20 protein-coding genes and 1 pseudogene are annotated in these 21,140 nt (G+C 34.4%); 9 read left to right on the plus strand and 12 right to left on the minus strand.

Annotated features, from left to right (window positions below; all coding sequences use genetic code 11):
* Positions 1 to 209: 209 nt before the first annotated feature.
* Positions 210 to 545 carry a tRNA-binding protein gene (locus EKL96_RS07275; RefSeq protein ID WP_126460231.1) on the plus strand — a complete coding sequence of 112 codons (336 nt, stop codon included), beginning with the start codon at positions 210 to 212 and terminating at the stop codon, positions 543 to 545.
* Between the two features lie 109 nt (positions 546 to 654).
* On the opposite strand, the gene EKL96_RS07280 is transcribed toward EKL96_RS07275, so the two are convergent.
* Positions 655 to 1,035 carry a PUR family DNA/RNA-binding protein gene (locus EKL96_RS07280; RefSeq protein WP_126460233.1) on the minus strand — a complete coding sequence of 127 codons (381 nt, stop codon included), beginning with the start codon at positions 1,033 to 1,035 and terminating at the stop codon, positions 655 to 657.
* Positions 1,036 to 1,106: 71 nt separating this feature from the next.
* Positions 1,107 to 2,867 (minus strand): ABC transporter ATP-binding protein, encoded by a 1,761-nt coding sequence (locus EKL96_RS07285; RefSeq protein ID WP_126460236.1) that lies wholly within the window; start codon positions 2,865 to 2,867, stop codon positions 1,107 to 1,109.
* 201 nt (positions 2,868 to 3,068) lie between these two features.
* Here EKL96_RS07285 and EKL96_RS07290 point away from each other — a divergent pair, with 201 nt between their 5' ends.
* The 3 genes from EKL96_RS07290 (at position 3,069) to yajC (ending at position 5,575) form a co-directional block, all read left to right on the plus strand.
* Complete coding sequence (locus EKL96_RS07290) at positions 3,069 to 4,175, plus strand: Glu/Leu/Phe/Val family dehydrogenase (RefSeq protein ID WP_126460240.1); 1,107 nt, start codon at positions 3,069 to 3,071, stop codon at positions 4,173 to 4,175.
* Positions 4,176 to 4,360: 185 nt separating this feature from the next.
* Positions 4,361 to 5,272: a transcription antitermination factor NusB gene (gene nusB, locus EKL96_RS07295; protein ID WP_126460862.1), complete on the plus strand. Its 912-nt coding sequence runs from the start codon at positions 4,361 to 4,363 to the stop codon at positions 5,270 to 5,272.
* 30 nt (positions 5,273 to 5,302) lie between these two features.
* The gene (gene yajC / locus EKL96_RS07300) at positions 5,303 to 5,575 is read left to right on the plus strand and encodes a preprotein translocase subunit YajC (RefSeq protein WP_126454584.1); all 273 of its coding nucleotides are present in this window, start codon (positions 5,303 to 5,305) and stop codon (positions 5,573 to 5,575) included.
* Positions 5,576 to 5,648: 73 nt separating this feature from the next.
* On the opposite strand, the gene EKL96_RS14295 is transcribed toward yajC, so the two are convergent.
* The 3 genes from EKL96_RS14295 to pepT all read right to left on the minus strand — a co-directional run bounded on the left by EKL96_RS14295 (position 5,649) and on the right by pepT (position 7,932).
* Positions 5,649 to 6,110 carry a hypothetical protein gene (locus tag EKL96_RS14295; RefSeq protein ID WP_199739575.1) on the minus strand — a complete coding sequence of 154 codons (462 nt, stop codon included), beginning with the start codon at positions 6,108 to 6,110 and terminating at the stop codon, positions 5,649 to 5,651.
* Between the two features lie 309 nt (positions 6,111 to 6,419).
* Entirely contained in the window at positions 6,420 to 6,593 is a 174-nt protein-coding gene (locus tag EKL96_RS14680; RefSeq protein ID WP_126460868.1) for a YdeI/OmpD-associated family protein, read from the minus strand.
* A gap of 85 nt (positions 6,594 to 6,678) precedes the next feature.
* The gene (gene pepT / locus EKL96_RS07315) at positions 6,679 to 7,932 is read right to left on the minus strand and encodes a peptidase T (protein ID WP_126460243.1); all 1,254 of its coding nucleotides are present in this window, start codon (positions 7,930 to 7,932) and stop codon (positions 6,679 to 6,681) included.
* A gap of 531 nt (positions 7,933 to 8,463) precedes the next feature.
* Here pepT and EKL96_RS07320 point away from each other — a divergent pair.
* Entirely contained in the window at positions 8,464 to 9,483 is a 1,020-nt protein-coding gene (locus EKL96_RS07320) for a quinone-dependent dihydroorotate dehydrogenase (protein ID WP_126460246.1), read from the plus strand.
* On the opposite strand, the pseudogene EKL96_RS07325 reads toward EKL96_RS07320, so the two are convergent.
* Both EKL96_RS07325 and EKL96_RS07330 read right to left on the minus strand, forming a co-directional pair.
* A pseudogene (locus EKL96_RS07325) lies at positions 9,469 to 10,179 on the minus strand (DUF3307 domain-containing protein). The gene EKL96_RS07320 and the pseudogene EKL96_RS07325 overlap by 15 nt on opposite strands.
* On the minus strand, positions 10,176 to 10,787 hold the full coding sequence (locus tag EKL96_RS07330) for a hypothetical protein (RefSeq protein ID WP_126460249.1): 612 nt from the start codon (positions 10,785 to 10,787) through the stop codon (positions 10,176 to 10,178). The pseudogene EKL96_RS07325 and the gene EKL96_RS07330 overlap by 4 nt, the downstream one beginning before the upstream one ends.
* Before the next feature lie 198 nt (positions 10,788 to 10,985).
* On the opposite strand from EKL96_RS07330, the gene EKL96_RS07335 reads away from it, so the two are divergent.
* Genes EKL96_RS07335 through EKL96_RS07345 form a run of 3 tightly spaced genes read left to right on the plus strand, consistent with a single transcriptional unit; the run spans position 10,986 to position 13,901 of the window.
* Positions 10,986 to 11,849, plus strand: coding sequence for a hydroxymethylglutaryl-CoA lyase (locus EKL96_RS07335; protein ID WP_126460253.1), 864 nt, complete (start codon positions 10,986 to 10,988; stop codon positions 11,847 to 11,849).
* Positions 11,815 to 12,510, plus strand: coding sequence for a hypothetical protein (locus tag EKL96_RS07340; protein WP_233579276.1), 696 nt, complete (start codon positions 11,815 to 11,817; stop codon positions 12,508 to 12,510). Before EKL96_RS07335 ends, EKL96_RS07340 begins: the two co-directional genes overlap by 35 nt.
* Positions 12,507 to 13,901 carry a DUF5723 family protein gene (locus EKL96_RS07345; RefSeq protein WP_126460256.1) on the plus strand — a complete coding sequence of 465 codons (1,395 nt, stop codon included), beginning with the start codon at positions 12,507 to 12,509 and terminating at the stop codon, positions 13,899 to 13,901. Before EKL96_RS07340 ends, EKL96_RS07345 begins: the two co-directional genes overlap by 4 nt.
* Positions 13,902 to 14,011: 110 nt before the next feature.
* Here the strand turns inward: EKL96_RS07345 and EKL96_RS14185 are convergent, their stop codons facing one another.
* Complete coding sequence (locus EKL96_RS14185) at positions 14,012 to 14,161, minus strand: hypothetical protein (protein ID WP_158615219.1); 150 nt, start codon at positions 14,159 to 14,161, stop codon at positions 14,012 to 14,014.
* Positions 14,162 to 14,167: 6 nt separating this feature from the next.
* Complete coding sequence (locus tag EKL96_RS07350) at positions 14,168 to 14,449, minus strand: cation-transporting P-type ATPase (RefSeq protein ID WP_158614925.1); 282 nt, start codon at positions 14,447 to 14,449, stop codon at positions 14,168 to 14,170.
* An 85-nt stretch (positions 14,450 to 14,534) separates the two neighbouring features.
* Between EKL96_RS07350 and guaB the strand changes: the two genes are divergently transcribed.
* Positions 14,535 to 16,007: an IMP dehydrogenase gene (gene guaB / locus EKL96_RS07355; RefSeq protein WP_126460262.1), complete on the plus strand. Its 1,473-nt coding sequence runs from the start codon at positions 14,535 to 14,537 to the stop codon at positions 16,005 to 16,007.
* An 86-nt stretch (positions 16,008 to 16,093) separates the two neighbouring features.
* Here guaB and EKL96_RS07360 read toward each other — a convergent pair whose 3' ends face one another.
* From EKL96_RS07360 to EKL96_RS07370, 3 genes are all read right to left on the minus strand, one after another.
* Positions 16,094 to 17,977 carry a monovalent cation:proton antiporter-2 (CPA2) family protein gene (locus EKL96_RS07360; RefSeq protein ID WP_126460265.1) on the minus strand — a complete coding sequence of 628 codons (1,884 nt, stop codon included), beginning with the start codon at positions 17,975 to 17,977 and terminating at the stop codon, positions 16,094 to 16,096.
* A gap of 1 nt (position 17,978) precedes the next feature.
* Positions 17,979 to 18,584 carry an NAD(P)H-dependent oxidoreductase gene (locus EKL96_RS07365; protein ID WP_126456328.1) on the minus strand — a complete coding sequence of 202 codons (606 nt, stop codon included), beginning with the start codon at positions 18,582 to 18,584 and terminating at the stop codon, positions 17,979 to 17,981.
* A 254-nt stretch (positions 18,585 to 18,838) separates the two neighbouring features.
* Entirely contained in the window at positions 18,839 to 21,079 is a 2,241-nt protein-coding gene (locus EKL96_RS07370; protein ID WP_126460268.1) for a cation:proton antiporter, read from the minus strand.
* Positions 21,080 to 21,140: the final 61 nt, after the last annotated feature.

Here is a 21,140-nt window from a genome sequence, read left to right on the forward strand (position 1 = left end):
ACATGAAAAAGTAAAAAAAGGCCATATTATTCCTTTGTGTGAAGGACTCGTATTTTAGGTTTTTATTGGTAAGGAATATGTCACGGATATTTCTATCACTATTGCTGTATTTGAGTTTGTCGATGAAGAGCTGGTTTTTCCTTGCGGATTGGCGTTGTATAAATAGTTAAAATAGTATATTTATAACTCAAAACTAAAACTAAGATTTTATGGAATTATCCTGGACTGAATTCGAAAAAGTAGAGATGCGTATAGGAACAATTCTGGCAGTGAATGATTTCCCCGAAGCGAGAAAACCAGCGTATCAGCTCACAATAGATTTTGGTTCCGAAATTGGAATCCGAAAAACATCCGCACAAATAACGAAACGGTACCGGAAAGAGGATTTGCTAGACCGACAGATTGTTGCCGTAGTCAATTTTCCTAAAAAACAAATTGGAAAATTTAGTAGTGAATGTTTAATTTTAGGAGCAGTTGGTCAGGAAGGAGACGTGATTTTACTGGCGCCGGATTTCAAAATTCAAAACGGATTGCGAATTGGCTAATTTGTGAAAGGAATTCTTGCAATCAACTGTAAATTAATTTTCTATAGCAAAAAAGTCCAAAAATCAGATGATTTTTGGACTTTTTTATTGGTAAGTAAGGAACTAAATATTAAATATCATCAAATTCTATATCGGTAAAAGTTGATGTTTGCGGTATGATTTCATCTTCTGATTTCTCAGAGGCATATTCTTTTTTGAAATCTTTTTGGTGTCTTTCTGATATTACTTCGTCGCCTTTGTGGTTCAAAACATAAGAAGTCATTTCGCCAAGAATTTCTGCAAAAGCAGCAAAATCTTCTTTGTATAAATAGATTTTATGTTTTTTGAAATGGAAAGATCCATCTTCTTCCGTAAATTTCTTGCTCTCAGTAATGGTAATGTAATAATCATCTGCTTTTGTCGCTCTCACATCAAAGAAATACGTTCTTCTTCCAGCTCTTAAAACTTTAGAAAATATCTCTTCTTTTTCTAACATGTCATGTTCTCTCATAATCCTTTCTGTCAATTTATGGTTGTTAACTAGTATCCAAAAATCTATAAAAAATATGTATTATACAACAATTATAGCATTTCTTTTTCTGAAAGTTGTTTCAAATACAAAGCAGCATAATACCCTTCTTGATTTATCAATTGATTATGAGAGCCTTGTTGGATAATTTGTCCTTTTTCGATAATGATAATTCGATCGGCATTTTTAGCTGATGATACGCGGTGACTCACTATAATAGTTGTTTTGTCCTTGCAGATTTCTTGCAAATTGTTTAATATCGCTTCTTCGGTCTCAGTATCCACTGCTGACAAGCAATCGTCCAAAAGTAAAATAGGGGGATTCTTAATAATTGCTCTGGCAATGGAAACTCTTTGTTTTTGACCTCCGGAAAGTGTAATTCCTCTTTCGCCCAGAACCGTTTCGTATTGTTTGTTGAAGCCCATAATGTTGTCATGTACCACAGCACTTTTGGCAGCAGATTTCACTTCCTCTTCTGAAGCATTTTCTTTCCCAAACATAATATTATTCTTGATACTGTCCGAAAACAAAAAGGCATCTTGTGGCACAATACCAATGCTGTTGCGTAAATCAAACAGATTAATGGCGCTTATTTCATTTCCGTCAATATTTATTTTCCCGGCTGTAACATCATACATTCTGGAAATCAACGATAAAATAGTCGATTTTCCGGAACCTGTTTTTCCTAAAATGGCCAAGGTTTCTCCTTTTTTTACTGTGAACGAAATATTTTGTAACGCTTTGATATTAGTGTCCTCGTAGGTATAACTTACGTTTTCAAAAGAAATAGAACCTTCAATTATGGATTTGTTTTCGTTTTTGTTTTTTATCTCGGGTTCAATTTTTAAAAATTCATTTAACCTTTTTTGAGAGGCTTCGGCCTCCTGAACCATTGACGAAACCCAACCTAGTGAAGCCACGGGCCAGGTCAGCATGTTGACATATAGGATGAATTCAGCGATGGTTCCAATGCTTTTGATCGTTCCATCAATGTACATCAGACCTCCAAAATAGATGACCACTAAGTTACTGATTCCTATAAGGGCAAGCATTAATGGTCCAAATAAAGATTGTACTTTGGCTAAATTCAAGCTTTTGCTTTTGCTCTCATGGGCTAAATTCACCATGTTTTTTTGGTGTTGATCTTCTAATGAATATGCTTTGATCACTCGGATTCCTGAAAATATCTCCTGCGAAAAACTAGAAACTTTAGATAAATATTGTTGAAAAATGGTGCTTCTTACGTTGATTTCGGAACTAAGTTTAAAAATGGCATAGGACAATAGCGGCAAAGGCAGCAAGGTATACAGAGTCAATCTTGGCGATACGTTATACATATACACAATTACAATAGCAAAACGAATTACGGTATTTATAGTATACATCACCGCAGGACCTACATACATTCTGACCTTGGATACATCTTCGCTGATTCGGTTCATCAAATCGCCGGTACGATTTTGTTTGTAAAAATTTTGAGATAAATTCTCATATTGCCGAAACACTTCGTTTTTTAGATCAAATTCGATGTGGCGCGACATCACGATTAGGGTTTGTCTCATCAAAAAAGTAAGAAAACCAGCAATGATTGTTGTGGCAATAATTAGTAAAATATTCGCAACTAATTCCTCGTAAATGACTGATTTGGCTACGGTTTTATCTTTGGCGAAAGCCTCAATTACCTTAAAAGACTTGCTGATCAGCTTGGGTGTAAAAAGCATAAAGATCTGTGCAATAATGGTAAAAACAATCCCCAGTAAAAAACTGTATTTGTATTTGACGAAATATTTATTTAAATAACGTAATTCTTTCATTTTTATGATATTCTATGTTGAAATAGTTTTATTGATGGTATAAAATTTTGCTTTTAGTAATTTTAATAATAATTTTTCGATTGTGTAAATTGCTGAATAAACAATTTTTATATAAGATGTTACCGCATATTTATTTTTTGTGTAATTTTGGATCGTCTTTTTGACAAATTCATAATTTTATCATTATAAAAATTTCACACTATGAATGCAGCTTTCACTACTGTAAAGGAACTTCAAAAAATGGATCCCGTTTTTGGTCAATTATCATTTGATGATCATGAACAAATTGTATTTTGCAACGACAAAGATACAGGTTTAAAAGCAATTATTGGTATTCATAATTCGGTTATGGGTCCTGCTTTGGGTGGTACGCGGATGTATAATTACGCGAATGAATGGGAAGCCCTAAACGACGTACTGCGACTTTCACGCGGAATGACTTTTAAAGCAGCAATTACAGGATTGAATATTGGTGGCGGTAAAGCGGTGATTATTGGCGATGCCAAAACACAAAAAACACCAGAGTTGATGCGTAAATTTGGTGAATTCGTACATTCTTTAAGCGGACGATATATTACTGCTGAAGATGTGGGAATGGAAACTAAAGATATGGATACAGTAAGAGATGTAACGCCGTATGTTACTGGAATTTCTGAATCAAGAGGTGGTTCCGGAAACCCATCACCTGTTACGGCTTACGGAGTATATTTAGGCATGAAAGCGGCTGCAAAACAACAATTTGGGTCGGATGTTTTGAGTGGTAAGAAAGTATTGGTACAAGGAATTGGTCACGTTGGCGAAACATTAGTTGATTATTTGACTAAAGAAGGAGCTATTGTCACCATTGCTGATATCAATGAAGAAAAACTGAATGAAGTAGGAGCGAAGTACCATGCAGCAATTTTCAGAGGAGACGATTTGTACAGTGCTGATGTTGATATTTACGCGCCTTGTGCCATGGGAGCAACTTTAAATGACAATACAGTTTATAAAATTAAAGCCAAAGTTATTGCTGGAGCTGCTAATAATCAATTAGCGGATGAGAATGTTCACGGAGCAATTCTGCAAGAAAGAGGCATTTTATACGCGCCTGATTTTTTGATTAATGCCGGAGGAATTATCAATGTGTATGCTGAATTAGCACATTATGACAAAGCGGAGATCATGCGTAAAACAGAAAATATTTACAACACAACCTTAGAAATATTTGATTTTGCCCTTGCAAACAACATGACAACGCATCATGCGGCTTTGACGATTGCTCAAAATCGCATCTATCAAAGAAAAATAGAAAACAATAAAAAGTAGTTTTCAAGGCTCAGTTTTCAGTATTCAGCGAACATTTTTGTACCATTCACTGAATACTGTTGATTGAATGCAATAAAATAACCGATTATATATTTTATTTTAAAAAATGAAATACTTATTTTTGCACCCTAATTAATAAAAGTTCTTACAAGGTGGTAAATAGAAGACACATTCGCGTCAAGGTTATGCAATCCATTTATGCGATGCATCAAAGCGGTTCAGATAATCTGGAAAAAGAAGAAAAATTCCTTTTTTACAGTATCGACAATATTCAAGATTTATATCTTATAATGCTTTCTTCGCTGATTGAAATTTGCAAAACAGAAACTATTTTTTTGCATAAATCCAGTTTGAAACATCTTGCAACTCCTGAGGAACGTAAACCAAACGAAAAATTCATCAAAAATAGAATTTTTCAAATTCTTTCCGAAAATAATTCATTAAGTATCGCGCTGGAAAACCGTAAAATCAATAATTGGACGTTAAACGACGATTATATTTTATTGCTTTTGAATGATATTAAAGCCAGCACATTGTATGCGCAATACATGAGTAATGCGGTGAACACCTTTGAGGAAGACCGACAGTTTATTGTTGATTTATTCATGGATGTAATTGTTCCTAACGAGAAATTGTATGAGTATCTGGAAGATGACAAATTGACTTGGGTGGATGATATTCCGTTAGTAAACACACATATTATCAAGCAATTGAAGGTAATCAAATCTGGTGAAGATGATAATTTCAGAGTGCCAAAGTTATATAAAGACAATGAAGATAAGGATTTCGTGAAAGACTTGTTCCGAAAAACAGTCTTGAATGAAACGGAATTAGCTAAGGAGTACGTGGATAAAACGCCCAATTGGGACAGTGATAGGATTGCCGAAATAGATACTATCATTCTAAAAATGGCAATTTGTGAGTTCTTAAAATTCCCATCAATTCCCGTCAAAGTAACTCTTAACGAATATTTAGAGGTTGCCAAAGAATATTCTACACCAAAAAGTAGTATTTTTATCAACGGAATTTTAGATAGTCTCGTAAAAGAGCTTCAAGCCAGCAAAAGAATTATAAAAGCCGGTCGCGGCTTAATGTAATAATTAACAAATAAAAAGAGAATTAAAATTATGGAACAATTAACTCAATTTGCACCGTTTATATTAATGTTTGTGGTGATCTATTTCTTCATGATCAGACCACAACAAAAAAGAGCGAAAAATGAAAAAGAATTTGAAAGCACACTTAAAGTAGGTGATAAAATCATTACAAAAAGTGGTCTTCACGGAAAAGTTTCTGAACTAGCGGATACAACGGTTGTTGTAGAGACGATGTCAGGAAAATTAAAAATGGAGCGTTCTGCTATTTCTATGGAAATGAGTGCAGTATTGAACAAAAAATAATTTTTGGTTTGAGAAATTAAAAAAGTCCCATCCGGTTTCGGATTGGGACTTTTTTGGATAAAAAATAATCGGATTATTTTTTGCTTTTCTTTGCTTTCTTTGCTTTTTTAGATTTTGCTTTGGCTTTCTTGGCTTTTATCTTGGCTTTTACTTTTGCTTTTTTTGCTTTATCCTTTTTTGCTTTTTTTGCCTTTTTTGCTTTCGCTTTCGCTTTTTGCTTTGCTTTCTCTTTTGCGTCAGCTTTTTTAGCCTTTTTCTTGTCTTTGTCTTTCATGTCTTTGTCTTTTATTTTTAACTTCTTTTTAAGATCTTTTGTATCGTCCTTTTTATTTAGAACTTCCACAGTTGTATCGTCTTTGTCTTCTACTGAAATTTCTATGGTTTCTTCTATTGTTTCAGTTATTACTACTTCATTAAGTGGGACTATAGTTTCTTCAGAAGGTTGGATAACTTTGTTTTTGGGTGCCCTTACGGGTTTATCAATTTCAGGTTTTACGGAAGTAGGTACTGTAGGATTTTCTTTTTTTTGTATCATAGTGTGTATTATTAGTGTCGTTTTTGATTTTATTAAAAACTTAAAAAAAATGGCTCAATGTTAATAAATGGTTAAGTAATTGTTAGCAAATATAGTGATTTAATTTATTTTCGAATGTTAAGCTTTTCAATATTCTAAATTGGAAGTTTCAAGTATACCAGAAATAGAGGTAGGAGACAATTGTTGATGAAAGACTATAAGTAAGATTTTAGGGAGATTTACTCTGAATGATTTGTAGTGAATGTTCTTTTCTTAGTGTTTTTTAAATTAAAAAGTCCCACTCTGAGTTCTTAGAAATGGGACTTAATGTCATCCATATTTGTCATTAAGACTAATATTTTCTGATAGTATTCGTATTCTTTTTTCAATACCGGAACGTTTAATTTCGTCTCGTTTTGCTGTTTCAAGATATGCTAAGAATTCGTATTGTTTGCAAGGATAGAATTTCTGAAATACTGCTGCTAATTCTGTTGTGGCAATAATTAATTTGAGAAATTATAATTAGGCATACCAATTATTATTTTTATCCCAAGAATAGGTATTGATTTTTGAATATTCTAAATTAGGCTTATTTTATAATTGAATCTCCTAATGCTGTTAGCTCAGCAATTTTCACGATTACTTCAACTGCTTTTTGCATGCTTTCAGCAGGAACGTATTCGTATTTTCCGTGAAAGTTGTGTCCTCCTGCAAATATATTAGGACATGGTAATCCTTTATAGGATAATTGTGAACCGTCTGTTCCACCACGAATAGGCTTAATAAGCGGTTTGATTCCTATTTCTTTCATTGCTTTTTCAGCAATATCTACAATGTGTTTTACAGGCAGAACCTTTTCTTTCATATTGTAATATTGATCTTTAATCTCAGTGATAACTATGTCTTCACCAAATTGTTTTGCAAATTTCTTATTGATTTTTCGAACAATTTTCTCGATTAATTCTTTACGCCTTTCGAACTTTTTCTTGTTATGATCCCGAATAATAAGTTCTAAAACGGTTTCTTCGATGCTTCCTGTTATGTGATGTACGTGAAAGAAACCTTCGTATCCTTTAGTTTCTTCAGGTGTTTCTCCGGAGGGGAGTTCATTGATAAAATCATTGGCAATCAGCATAGAGTTGATCATTTTCCCTTTGGCATAACCAGGATGTACGCTTTTGCCTTTGAAAGTGATTTTGGCACCAGCTGCATTAAAATTTTCATACTCTAATTCGCCTACCTGGCTACCATCCATAGTATACGCCCATTCAGCTCCAAATTTATCTACATCAAAATGGTGGGCACCACGACCAATTTCTTCGTCTGGTGTGAAGCCAATTCGTATTTTTCCGTGTTTGATTTCCGGGTTATTGATCAGAAACTCCATTGCGGTAACAATCTCTGTAATTCCGGCTTTGTCATCAGCTCCTAGTAATGTTGTGCCATCTGTAGTGATTAGTGTTTGTCCTTTATACTGCAGTAAATCTTTGAAATAACTCGGGGATAATACAATGTTTTTATCTGCATTTAATACAATATCTTTTCCATCATAATTGCGCACAATTTGAGGTTTTACATTGGCTCCACAAAAATCCGGAGAAGTGTCAAAATGAGAAATAAATCCTATGATTGGCACTTCATGAGCCACATTACTGGGCAAAGTAGCCATAATATATGATTTGTCATCTATTGTTACGTCTTGCATTCCTATAGCTTTTAATTCGTCAACCAGTTTATGGGCTAAAGTCCATTGTTTTGTGGTACTTGGAGTAGTTTCTGAGTTTGAATCAGATTCGGTATCAATAATTACATAACTGATAAAACGGTCTATGATATGTTGCATTTTTCTTTGTTTTATGCAAATATAATCATTTTTTAAGGAGCATTTTTAAGTAAATGTTGGTGTGAATTTTGTTTATTTTAATCTTTTGAAATAACAATGCCTGCACTATTATTTTTGTGTCGGTATAGGCAAATAATTAACGATTACATTTTTGCCATTGGTATATCAGCGTTAAAACAATCGCGGAAAAGTTTCCATTTTCCATTTTTTTTGTCCAAAGTCCCAGTGATTTTCCTCTATCAATATAGGTACTATTTTTATATAAAAGTTGGTGATTCCGTCTTTTATTAAACCACTAAAAATAGGAATTAGATTTTTTCGGACTACTATTGCTTTACTGTTGGGCATCATGAATTAAAAGCATTACAATTTGTAATTCCTGCCGAGTCACCATTTTTACGGATCAGTAACTCTAATACGCGTTGTACTCCCGGATATTTTTAGTAATCAAAATGATTTATATAAATTATTTTCTAAATATTTATTTATCGGTTAGATAATTCTATTTTTGTACTCCATAACAACGCACCCATGTACAAATTACTTTTACGTCCCATACTTTTTTGGTTTGATCCTGAAAAAGTGCACTATTTTACTTTTTCATTAATTCACTTTTTGTCTAAAATCCCAGGGTTTTCTTCTCTTTTTAAATTGCTTTATGAAGTCAAGGATCCCCGATTAGAAACAGAAGTTTTTGGACTAAAATTTAAAAATCCCGTAGGACTTGCGGCTGGGTTTGATAAAGACGCCAAGTTGTATAAAGAATTGTCCAGCTTTGGTTTTGGTTTTATCGAAATAGGAACACTTACCCCAAAAGGGCAGGAAGGAAACCCTAAAAAACGCTTGTTTCGTTTGAAAGAAGACAGCGCCATTATTAACCGAATGGGTTTCAACAACAGTGGAGTTCAAGAAGCGGTGGAACGATTAAAAAAAAATAAAGGTATTTTGATAGGTGGAAACATTGGAAAAAATAAGTTGACACCAAACGAAGAAGCGACTTCAGATTATGAAATATGTTTTGACGCTTTATATGATTATGTGGACTATTTTGTAGTGAATGTGAGTTCGCCAAACACGCCAAATCTCCGTGCTTTGCAAGACAAAGAGCCATTGGCGCAACTGTTGCAAACGTTGCAGAATAAGAATTTGGCAAAGCCAAAGCAAAAGCCAATTCTGCTGAAAATTGCTCCTGATTTGACAGATGAGCAGTTACTTGACATTATTGCTATTATAAAGGAAACTAAAATCGCGGGCGTTATTGCTACTAATACTACAATTTCCCGTGAAGGATTGCAATCCGAAAATAAAGCCGAATTAGGGGGTTTGTCAGGAAAACCATTATCAAAACGGTCTACTGAAGTAATCCGTTTTTTAGCTGAGAAAAGCAATAAAGCCTTCCCGATTATTGGAGTAGGGGGAATTCATTCTGCCGAAGATGCAATAGAAAAATTAGACGCTGGTGCAAGTTTAATTCAGTTGTATACCGGTTTTATTTATGAAGGACCAGCTTTAGTGAAAGCCATAAATATGAAAATTTTAGAAAAATTCTAATATCCCATATTGTATTAAAAGCCCTGTCAATAAAGCAATTCCAAAACTTAATAAGGTTCCGATAAGAACATATTCAGTAAGTTTTCGGTCCTTGGCTTCTTTTAAATCTCCAAAACAGAAGATAGATTTTGCAGCCAATAGAAAACCGATGGCTTCAAAATGGGTACTAATTACAAAGTAAAAGACAAATAAGCGTTCTAATATTCCGATGTAATTTCCAGCATTGGTTAGAGAATCATCGTTTTTTTTGTTTTCTGGAGTCCAAATCGAAATGATATTTTTTATCAGTATCGATGTAGGTTGTGTCAGTAAAAGTATTCCGGTTGCAAAGATCCAAAATTGATTGTCAAATGATGCAAAATCGATACGGTCGTTATTGTAAAATAGTGTAATTGCTATGAGTACGATAAGATGTAAAAGTTGGTCAATTAGGAACCAATTGCGTTTTGTTTTGTCTTTTTGAACGTGTAATGTCATAAAATCAATTCCTCCATGTGTTACCGCTAGTACAGTCGCAAACTAAACAAAATTAGTCTTACCAATTAAAATCCAAGCCAGAAAAAAGTGAATAAACGTGTGGATATAAAGATAAATACTTTTATGTTTCCTGTTTTCTTAATCTAAAACCCAAGATGTGAGTTGCAACAAAAAATCACCAAGTAAATGGGCCAATAGTAGTTTTACAAAAATAATCATACACGGAGGTTTTTAATTTTTTTCCGAAAATGATTGTCTAATTCTAATACCAAATCAAATTGTGCTCGTTTTCGTCTCCGACTTACAGCGGCTTGATTGATACCTAATTTTGTGCCTATTTCTTCTTGAGAAAGCATTTTGTTTGCCATAGAAACCACAATAAATTCAGCCGATTGCGCCAGCCAATTATCCATAAAGGTCAATCCTAAACGCAGCATTAAATTTATTTCAGTATCTAAATCGCTAGTGCCGGAATTAATGGCTAAGGTCGTTTTTAGTTTTTTTAAAGTTTCAAAAAGTTCCCCGGATCGAACGAATGCAGTTCCGTTACTTTCGGAAATTGTTGCTCCAGAATAGGTTTTATCACCAAAACCAATACTCATTCTCGCATCGAGTTTCAGCGTTTTTAGATACGCTTTAATTTGCAAAGCTGTGAGTAGTGCTTCTTCAGGATTTGTAATTTCTATTTGAAATTCGTCACCCCGATAAATTTCCCATTCACTCGGATTTTTACCTTTGGTATTCAATAGCTCTTTCAAGCCGTCAATCCATATTGCAGAAGGTAGTTGTTTCGAATTAATAATGTCTCCTGTGATTATACTTATCATATTTCAACTGTAATTAAAAAATCAAATTCAATTTCAAAAGATTAGAATTAAATTATTACCAAATTACGTAATAATATTTGTTATTACCAAATTACGTAATATTTTAATTTATTACCAAAATAGGTAATAATATCAATTTTAGAAATTTTAAAAATCATAATTTAATAATCTTAATTGTTTTTCTATCTTTGGCTTTCTATGGAACCAATAAAAATTATAGAATGTCCACGGGATGCCATGCAAGGCATCAAACCTTTTATTCCTACGGCAAGAAAAGTGACTTATATTCAGTCTTTGTTGCGTGTGGGTTTTGATACTATAGATTTTGGAAGCTTTGTTTCACCAAAAGCAATTCCGCAAATGCAGGATACAGCAGAAGTTCTGGCACAACTTGATTTATCTCAAACCAAAAGCAAATTATTGGCTATTATTGCCAATACACAAGGAGCAACTCTTGCGGCTGTTCATCCTGAAATACGCTATTTGGGCTTCCCATTTTCGATTTCTGAGAATTTTCAAATGCGGAATACCCACAAAACCATAGCTGAATCGTTAATTACCTTACAGGAAATTCTTGAAATTGCAGCTAAAAGCAACAAAGAAGTCGTGGCGTATTTATCAATGGGTTTTGGAAATCCTTATGGTGATCCATGGAATGTTGAAATTGTTGGCGAATGGACTCAAAAATTAGCCAGTATGGGAGTCAAAATCCTGTCGCTTTCGGACACAGTAGGAAGTTCTGCCCCTGATGTAATCTCGTATTTGTTTTCAAATTTAATTCCACAATATCCAGAAATAGAATTTGGTGCTCACCTCCATACCACACCTGATAAATGGTTTGAAAAAATTGATGCCGCTTATAAAGCAGGATGTCGTCGTTTTGATGGAGCCATTCAGGGTTTTGGTGGTTGTCCAATGGCTACTGATGATCTGACTGGGAACATGCCCACGGAGAAATTATTATCATATTTTACTGCCCAAAAAGAATATACAAATAGCAGTCCAATGAGTTTTGAAAGTGCTTATAATGAGGCTTCTAAGTTGTTTGGAGAGTTTCATTAGAAATAAAAGAAAGGAAACTGGAGTGGAACTCTTTTATTTTGGCAATAATAAGTTTATCATTGATGCGTTAATCATACGAATCAAATTTTTTTCTTTAACGAATCATACCATGAGACTACTGGCTTTCAATAGAGTTATAGGAATACTAATATTGTTGTTGTTTTCTTTTTCATGCGCGAGTGATTTAGATTATGATCAGGTGGACACTTTAAAGTTAGAGCCTGTTTTTGTATCTAATTTAGCACATTTTGACATTCTGGCAAAAGATTTTGTCACTAATGGAGTAGAGCAAAGCGTGATCTTTGATGCACCCGTATTGGATGTGTTTAATGATGATTTTTTTAGACAGCGATTAAAAAAAGTGGAACTTTCATTTGAAATGGAAAATACCATTAGTAGAGCATATTCAGTGGATCTAGTGTTTTTGGACAAAAATTACCAACGCGTTCACGCTATAAATTTTACTGTTCCGGCTTATACCGGTTCGGAAAACAAAATGACTAAGACAGAAACTTTCGAAAACTCCCAGCTTGATTTATTAAAAAGAACTACCAGAATTGCTTTTACACTGACAATGTCGCCTGGTGCACCATTGAACGAGGATAGTGCTGGGAGTTTGAAACTGCGTTCAGGTGCAACCGCTTATTTAGTGCTGGAATGAGAAAAGTAATCTTAATTTTTATTTTATTTCTAGCTGTAGATTGCTTTTCGCAAAACAAACAAATTTTATATAATTTCACCTCAGTTCCTCAGTCTTTGATGACTAATCCGGGAGCAGATTTCAAATATAATTGGTATTTTGGAGTTCCTTTATTGTCCGGAATTTCTGCAAATGTAGGCTCAAGCGGATTTTCGGCGTATGATTTATTTGCGGATAACGGAGTCGATTTTAATGTAAAATTACGCAATGCAGTATTCTCATCTTCTAGAAAAGACAGGGTAGCAATCAATGAACAAATAGAACTTTTTAACGGAGGTTTTAAAATCAAAGGAGAACAAAATGATTCTTATATTTCGTTTGGGATGTATCAGGAATTTGATATGTTAAGTTATGTTCCTAAAGACATTGCCATTTTAGCTTTAGACGGAAATGAAGGTTATCTGGGTAAAGTTTTTAATTTAGGAGATCTGAATGTCAAAGCAGAATTGCTAACGGTATTTCATGTTGGATTTCATAAAAACATCAATGAAAAGTTTATTTTAGGAGTACGAGGTAAAATTTATTCGAGTATTTACAATGCTAATTCTACCAAGAACTCAGGCTATATTTACACTATTCCTTCCACTACAGGAACCTATGAACAGATAATTTATTCACAATTACAACTCAATACGTCTGGAATTGCTCAATATAATGATGAGAATTACGAACCTAATGTGGCGAAAGACATTACTAAAAGAGCTTTTTTAGGAGGTAATTTAGGACTGGGATTTGATGCTGGGTTTACCTATTATCCAAAGAAAAACATACAGCTTACGGCCAGTGTTATTGATGTGGGTTTTATTAAACACAGCAAAGAAGTAGAGAGTTTAACATACAAAGGAACCTATAAGTATGAAGGTGTGATTCCGAATTTCAGCTCCGGTAATTCACCAGGAAACGGATACAAGGAATTCAATGATGCCATTCCTTTGGACACCTTATATGCGGATTATACGACTTGGCGCCCGGCAAAATTCAATACTTCGGTTCAGTATTCGTTTGACGAAGAAAGACCAGAAGATTGTAATTGTCTTAATTATGATCCGGAAACTATTTATAAAAGTGCAGTTGGCGCCCAATTATTTGTTATGTCTACACCACGAACTCCACTAGTCGCTTTTACCACCTATTACAGGCGAAAACTCTTCAAGGCATTGCAAATGAAAGCCACATACACCATAGATTCGTATTCGTACAAGAATATAGGATTGGGATTGTCCAGTCATTTTGGACCAGTAAATTTCTATATTCTTGCTGATAATCTTTTGGAATACCGCGATGTTACCAAGGCAAATAGTCTTTCTTTTCAACTGGGGTTAAATGTTATTTTCAAAAACAGTAAAAGATAAAGTACTATCTAACATTACTTCGTTAGTTTTTAAGTTGCTATTTTTTCATAATTCAAGAGTTGCCGAATGATTGCCCTATTTTATGCCTAGTTGCGTTTTGTTGCCAACAACTATTTCCTCGCTTGAAATTTCAATGATTTAGCTGTTGCAAATGACTTTGCTTTTGGGTCTGGATAATTTTTTAAGGCTTCAATTGCTGTTCTGCTTTTGGATTCCGGATACAGTGAAATAGCGGAAACCAATACAATTGCTACACTCATCAAAATTCAGTTTCCATAATCACTAATAATGAAATAAGCACTAGTTGCGGAGAGTAATAGTAAGAACATTAGTTCCTTTACCATTTCGAATAGGGATTTCAAGAACTGATTTTTATCCTGATTGACTATTGCATTCGAGCCAAATTTTGTTCTCGAAAGAAAAACGGCTTCATTAGAAAGTCCTTTTAATTGGTGTGGGTTTCTGTCATAGCAAAATAAATTAAACCGATTTTCTGGATTGGAAACCAAGGTGTATTTTAGAACCAAAGAATTGACTTTGAACGGCAATTTAATTATTTATTGGAAAATGATAGCGATTTTTTGCTTAAAATTATCTATATTTGCACGCAATTAAACTCCAACTACAATTGCAATGATCGCACACAACTCTAAGATTATCGGTGAAGGATTAACTTACGATGATGTTCTATTAGTTCCCAACTACTCAAATGTGCTTCCTCGCGAAGTGAGTATTCAATCCAAATTTTCAAGAAATATAACGTTAAATGTTCCTATTGTATCCGCTGCTATGGATACCGTAACCGAAAGCGCGATGGCAATTGCGATGGCTCAAGAAGGCGGAATAGGCGTTTTGCATAAAAATATGACCATCGAACAGCAAGCTGCGAAAGTTAGAAAAGTAAAACGAGCCGAATCCGGTATGATTATCGATCCCGTTACTTTGCCATTAACTTCAACAGTAGCAGATGCCAAAAATGCCATGAAAGAATTTGGTATTGGAGGTATTCCAATTGTAAATGAAAATCAAATATTAAAAGGAATCGTTACCAATAGAGATTTACGTTTTGAAAAAAATAGTTCAAGACCTATTGTTGAGGTTATGACCAGTGAAAACTTAGTAACTGTTGCCGAAGGTACCTCTCTGGAACAAGCAGAAGTAGTTTTGCAAGGTCATAAAATTGAAAAACTTCCAGTAGTAAATGCTGATTATAAATTAGTGGGTCTGATTACCTTTAGAGACATCACTAAATTGACTCAAAAACCAAATGCAAACAAAGACAAATACGGACGTTTACGTGTAGCTGCAGCGTTAGGTGTAACTGCCGATGCTGTTGAAAGGGCTACTGCTTTGGTTAATGCCGGAGTAGATGCAGTTATTATCGATACTGCTCATGGACATACGAAAGGAGTTGTCGATGTACTAAAATTAGTTAAAGCGAAATTCCCTAACTTAGACGTTATTGTTGGTAATATTGCCACTGCTGAAGCAGCTAAATATCTAGTTGAGAATGGTGCAGATGGAGTAAAAGTAGGGATTGGTCCAGGGTCTATTTGTACGACTCGTATTGTAGCAGGCGTTGGTTTTCCTCAGTTTTCAGCTGTTCTTGAAGTAGCTGCGGCGATCAAAGGTTCTGGAGTTCCAGTTATTGCTGATGGTGGAATTCGTTACACTGGAGATATTCCAAAAGCTATTGCTGCAGGAGCTGATTGTGTAATGTTAGGATCATTATTAGCAGGTACCATGGAATCTCCAGGAGAAACTATTATTTTCGAAGGCAGAAAATTTAAGTCGTACCGTGGAATGGGTTCTGTTGAAGCAATGCAAGAAGGTTCTAAAGACCGTTATTTTCAAGATGTAGAAGATGATGTAAAAAAGCTGGTTCCGGAAGGAATTGTAGGAAGGGTTCCCTACAAAGGGGAATTGAACGAAAGCATGCAACAATTTATTGGTGGTCTTCGTGCCGGAATGGGGTATTGTGGCTCTAAAGACATTCCAACTTTACAGGAAACCGGTCGTTTTGTTCGCATAACAGCTAGCGGAATCAATGAAAGTCACCCTCATAATGTAACCATTACAAAAGAAGCTCCTAATTATTCAAGATAATTTTTAGTTTTTTTAAACAATAAAAAAGGCATAATTAATTCCGCTTAAGGTCTTAATTATGTCTTTTTTCAGTTTTCGGAAAATCGTTATTCTGTAGTATCTGCTAAGTTGTTTTTCAAATGCTCGCTGTCCCAACTGTGATTGGTGGCTGCAACTTGGGAATAAATATCACTTTTCAACAATTGTTCCTGTAATTCAATTTCTTCTTTTACGGTGATCAGATAGGCCATTTTATCATGACGTTTTTCCGCCAATTTTCGGGTGGTAATTTCATCATATTTTATAAATTGCTGCCCTTGTCTGGTAGCGGTATATTTTCTGTGACCTAATTCTACTAAGGCATCTACCCCCATATTGACCGCACTGTATAACGTTTCCCGATAAATGTGTTCTACTTTATGGTCAATTAATTCATAGGCATCAATTCGGTTTCGGGCACGAGTTAAGATCTTTAAATTTGGGAAGTGTTTTTTTAAGGTTTCAATTACTTGCAAATTTACCGTAGGATTATCAATGGCAGCAATAAAAAGTTTGGCAGTATCACAACCTGCAGCTTTCAATAATTCTAAACGAGTGGCATCTCCATAATATACTTTGAATCCCATTTTTCGTAATACATCTATTCGATCAGAATCATAATCTAGGATCGTTGATTTTACGTTATTGGCTCTTAATAGGCGTCCAACTGTACTCCCAAAATGACCAAAACCAGCTATGATTACAGGATTGTCTTCATCAATATAATCACTGTCTTTTTTTGTTTCCTTTTCTTGAAATTTTGAATTAGGATAAATTAAGCGTTCATTTATTAACAGCAAAAAAGGTGTTGCTATCATACTCATAGCAATAACAGCCATGATTTGATTGGCCAAAATGTTAGGAATGATGTTCAGCTGCATAGAGAAGCTCATGATTACAAAACCAAATTCTCCTGCCTGACTTAACCCAAAAGCAAATAATAGGTTTTGGTCTATTTTCTTTTTATGAAAGCGGCTGATTATAAATAAAACGAAAAACTTAACCAAAGTAAGAATAGCTCCAAAAACAAATATGAAAAGGGGATTGTCAAGAATCAGTTTAAAGTTTATCGATGCGCCTACTCCAAGAAAAAAAAGACCAAGTAGTAATCCTTTAAACGGAGCAATATCCCCTTCCAGCTCATGACGAAATTCAGAGTTGGCCAGTACGACTCCAGCCATAAATGCTCCTAGAGCGGGACTTAACCCAACCAGCTGCATCAAATAAGAAACGCCTACAACCAATAACAATGCCGATGCGGTGAACAATTCCTGCAACCGAGTTTTGGCGATAATATGCAATAACGGAACAAATAAAAAGCGGCCTGCAAAATATATTGTTGATATACATCCGATGACTATTAAAGTTTGCAACCAGCTGGAGAAACCTGTAATTAGGGATTGTTGAATTTCATTTGTAGTTTCTAGATTTACGGTAGATAAAAGCGGCAAAAATGCTAAAATCGGAATTACGGCGATGTCCTGAAAAAGAAGAACAGCAAATGACGAACGTCCCACGGAAGTATTTGATAATCCTTTTTCTTTTAAAGTTTGCAATACAATGGCCGTAGAGGATAATGCGAGCGCTAAGGAAACGGCCAGTGTGGTTTCCCATTTCCAATCCATAAAATAAAGACATCCAAAAAATAAAAGAAGCGTTGTTCCAACTAATTGTGCGGAACCCATTCCAATAATAAATTTCCTCATTTTCCAAAACTTACTGGGTTCCAGTTCTAAACCAATTAAAAACAACATCATCACAACGCCAAATTCAGCAAAATGCATAATATCCTGGCCTTCCTGACCAATAAATCCCATTACATAAGGGCCTATTATTATGCCGGCAAATAAATAGCCTAAAATAGAACTTAATCCTAATTTTTTAGCAATAGGAACACAAATAACGGCAGCTGATAAATAAATAATAGCCTGAAGTAAAAAATTGGTATCCATGTTATTGTTGTATTGTGGCAAACCATTCGTTCAAATAATGGTACTGCAAAAGTACTTCCGTATCTAAATTATTGTTGTTTATGTAATCTAGAAAATGGCCATACATTAAACCGTTTTGTTTATAATCATCTTTGGACATATTGTGTGTGCCATGCACAACAAAAGGGGGTAAGTAAATCATGTTGCATACTTTTGCGGTTTGGTTAAACGGCTCGAGCAATTCGGGAATACTGTACCGTTCACTGCCGGTTTTGCAATAATTTTCTTTGTCTCCGCCGGTAGTAATTACTTGAAAAATAATTTTATCTTGCAAGGCTTTTCCTTTTTTTCCGTATGCCCAGTTGTGTTCCAGTACCATATCAATCCATTGTTTCATCAATGGCGGACAACTATACCAGTACATGGGATGATGCCAAATGATGATGTCATGCTGACTTAACAAAACCTGTTCGTGTTTTACATCAATATCAAAATCAGGATACTCTTCGTATAAATCATGGAAAGTTATGTTTTCTGATTCTGGAATATTTTCCACCAAGGCTTTATTTGCGTGCGATTTCTCGTAAAGTGGATGGGAAAATAGGATTAATATTTTGTTTTTTGACATAAAATTGATAAGGTGATTAGCTTATTGAATTATATTTTTTTTTCGCATTTAAAATTTAATAATGATATTAATTGCTACAGTACTACTAAAAATAAAACAAGAAATCCTGGCAAAAAAATCGATAGATTTATTGAGAACGTCTCTTAATAAAGATAATAATTTATTTTAGACGATGGTAAAATACATCTCAAATAAAAGAGGACCCTGTTGAATTATAATTTTATCAAACTTGGAGTACAACAAAAGACCTTGTTTTACTTTTCAAAAAAGGCAGTGAGTAATTTTTCGTTTCCTACAATCCAAAGAATATCATTTTTCTCTAAGATAATATCCGAATTCGGGTTAAGAATCCGTTTTTCATTTCTTTCAATCCCGACGATCAGACCATTCGTTTTTTCTCTTAGCTGTGATTTCCGAATGCTTTTTCCGATAAATTCTTCATTTTCTAGTTCTACTTGTTTTAATATTATAGCGGTTTCTTGTACTAATTCAGGAACTTCAATTTCATTCTGATCCAGATAAGATTTAAATATTTGAACTTGGTCATCGGTTCCAATGACGCAAATTTCATCACCGGGAAATACACGTTCATTGCCATCAGGAATATTTATAGTAATGCCTCCACGTTTTATAAAAGCAATATTAATACCCATGTTTTCTCGGATTTCAAGTTCATTCAATGCTTTACCTGCCAGATTTGATTCTTTGGTAATTTCGAAAAATGCCATATGCCCGTCCCAAGGAGTTAAATCACTTCGTTTCTTCTGTGCTTGAGAAATTTCTCTATCATTGAAATTTCGAAAAAAGTGAAGTTCAATTTTATTGTACAAAGTGTTTAATTTTTTTGGGAACAATAAATAAACAGATATTGCAGCGATCAAAGCGACGAAGGCTATCCAAGGCGACAAAAAATTATCTAATAAGAAGCCAATAAAAAAGATTCCTAAACTAATTCGGATTAGAATCAATACCATTATTGGACCACGATGTTTGCCTGCTTTTTGTAAAGCTTCAATCTGCTCTACCGCCACTTTTCTGAAGGATAACGCCCATAAAAAAGGAGCTATTATTATGGATGTTACCAAGGCTGCTGCTGCGTTTCCAAATTTAGAACTTTCTGTCATTGGAATAATATAGCGGTCAGATAAAATAATTATGGCAATAATAATTACAGAATGAACCACAATTTGTGACAACTTTGCTTTCAAAACAATCTGCCAATTACTGGTCGTTTTTACAGATTGTGAATTCACACTATATCGATCTATAGCATCTATCAATTTTTTAGGCAGTATTTTTATTAAGCGTTCATAAACTGGCAACGCTATTTTGATCATAAATGGGGTAGTGAAAGTCGTTACTGCTGAAACTGCAACAATAATTGGATACACAAAATCACTTGTCACTTTTAATGTCATTCCCAAGGTGGCAATGATAAAAGAAAACTCGCCAATTTGTGCTAAACTCATCCCTGACTGGACTGATTGCTTTAGGGGCTGACCGGCAATTAGCGCTCCAAACATCGTACTTATCGATTTTCCAAAAATTGTAATTAACGTGATTACTACAACAGGGACTGCATATTCTACTAAAGTATTTGGGTTGATTAACATTCCTACGGATACAAAGAAAACAGCTCCAAATAAATCTTTTACGGGTTTAATTAAATGCTCAATTCTTTCTGAATGAATGGTTTCAGCAATGATAGAGCCCATTATAAAGGCACCTAGTGCTGGGGAAAAACCTGCTTTTGTAGCTAAGATAACCATCATTAAACAGAGTGCGATTGATATTATCAATAGGGTTTCCTCATTGAATAAATTTTTTGCTTTTTTAAGAAGGGTGGGTATGAAAAAGATACCACCTACAAACCATAATATTAAGAAGAAAAAGAGTTTTAAAACAGATTCGAATAACTCCATTCCTGAAAATTGTTTACTGACAGCTATTGTTGAAAGTAAGACCATCAGCAAAATGGCTACAATATCCTCTATTATCAAGGTTCCAAAAACAATTCCAGCAAATTTTTTCCCCTTTACATTCAGCTCATCAAAAGCACGAAGAATAATTGTTGTTGAAGACATCGATAAAATAGCGCCTAAAAAAATACTATCCATCAAGGACCATCCCATCCATTGTCCGACGAGATACCCTAAAACGATCATAGTGGTTATTTGAAACAGCGCCGTAATAGCGGCTGTACCTCCAACTTTCATCAGTTTTTTAAAACTAAATTCCAGGCCTAAACTAAATAAAAGGAAAATAACACCAATCTCAGCCCAGACTTCGATACTGTTTATTTCTTGTACTGATGGAAAAAAAATAAAATTTGGCCCCGCTAAAAAACCAGCGATTAAATATCCTAAGACTAAAGGTTGTCTTATTTTTTTGAATAAAAGTACCGCAACTGCAGCGGTCATTAATATTAATCCTAAATCACTGATCAGAGGATGTAAATGTTGTGTTATTTGTGATGTTGCTTCTATGGGATTCATTGATGGATGTACTGATTTGTATTAAATGTTTTTTGGTATTGTTGTAATATATAATTTTATT

It is taken from the genome of Flavobacterium sp. LS1R10 (assembly GCF_003968825.1).
Lineage (GTDB): Bacteria > Bacteroidota > Bacteroidia > Flavobacteriales > Flavobacteriaceae > Flavobacterium.

Coding starts and splice junctions, on each gene's coding strand:
- EKL96_RS07365 (WP_126456328.1), bottom strand. CDS start 18,584: ATGTCAAAAAACAAAATATTAATCCTATTTTCCCATCCACTTTACGAG.
- EKL96_RS07320 (WP_126460246.1), top strand. CDS start 8,464: ATGTACAAATTACTTTTACGTCCCATACTTTTTTGGTTTGATCCTGAA.
- EKL96_RS14185 (WP_158615219.1), bottom strand. CDS start 14,161: ATGAGTGTAGCAATTGTATTGGTTTCCGCTATTTCACTGTATCCGGAA.
- pepT (WP_126460243.1), bottom strand. CDS start 7,932: ATGCAACATATCATAGACCGTTTTATCAGTTATGTAATTATTGATACC.
- EKL96_RS07335 (WP_126460253.1), top strand. CDS start 10,986: ATGGAACCAATAAAAATTATAGAATGTCCACGGGATGCCATGCAAGGC.
- EKL96_RS07330 (WP_126460249.1), bottom strand. CDS start 10,787: ATGATAAGTATAATCACAGGAGACATTATTAATTCGAAACAACTACCT.
- EKL96_RS07345 (WP_126460256.1), top strand. CDS start 12,507: ATGAGAAAAGTAATCTTAATTTTTATTTTATTTCTAGCTGTAGATTGC.
- EKL96_RS07290 (WP_126460240.1), top strand. CDS start 3,069: ATGAATGCAGCTTTCACTACTGTAAAGGAACTTCAAAAAATGGATCCC.
- EKL96_RS07280 (WP_126460233.1), bottom strand. CDS start 1,035: ATGAGAGAACATGACATGTTAGAAAAAGAAGAGATATTTTCTAAAGTT.
- EKL96_RS07370 (WP_126460268.1), bottom strand. CDS start 21,079: ATGAATCCCATAGAAGCAACATCACAAATAACACAACATTTACATCCT.
- EKL96_RS07275 (WP_126460231.1), top strand. CDS start 210: ATGGAATTATCCTGGACTGAATTCGAAAAAGTAGAGATGCGTATAGGA.
- EKL96_RS14295 (WP_199739575.1), bottom strand. CDS start 6,110: ATGATACAAAAAAAAGAAAATCCTACAGTACCTACTTCCGTAAAACCT.
- EKL96_RS07285 (WP_126460236.1), bottom strand. CDS start 2,867: ATGAAAGAATTACGTTATTTAAATAAATATTTCGTCAAATACAAATAC.
- guaB (WP_126460262.1), top strand. CDS start 14,535: ATGATCGCACACAACTCTAAGATTATCGGTGAAGGATTAACTTACGAT.
- nusB (WP_126460862.1), top strand. CDS start 4,361: ATGCAATCCATTTATGCGATGCATCAAAGCGGTTCAGATAATCTGGAA.
- EKL96_RS07340 (WP_233579276.1), top strand. CDS start 11,815: ATGAGGCTTCTAAGTTGTTTGGAGAGTTTCATTAGAAATAAAAGAAAG.
- EKL96_RS07360 (WP_126460265.1), bottom strand. CDS start 17,977: ATGGATACCAATTTTTTACTTCAGGCTATTATTTATTTATCAGCTGCC.
- yajC (WP_126454584.1), top strand. CDS start 5,303: ATGGAACAATTAACTCAATTTGCACCGTTTATATTAATGTTTGTGGTG.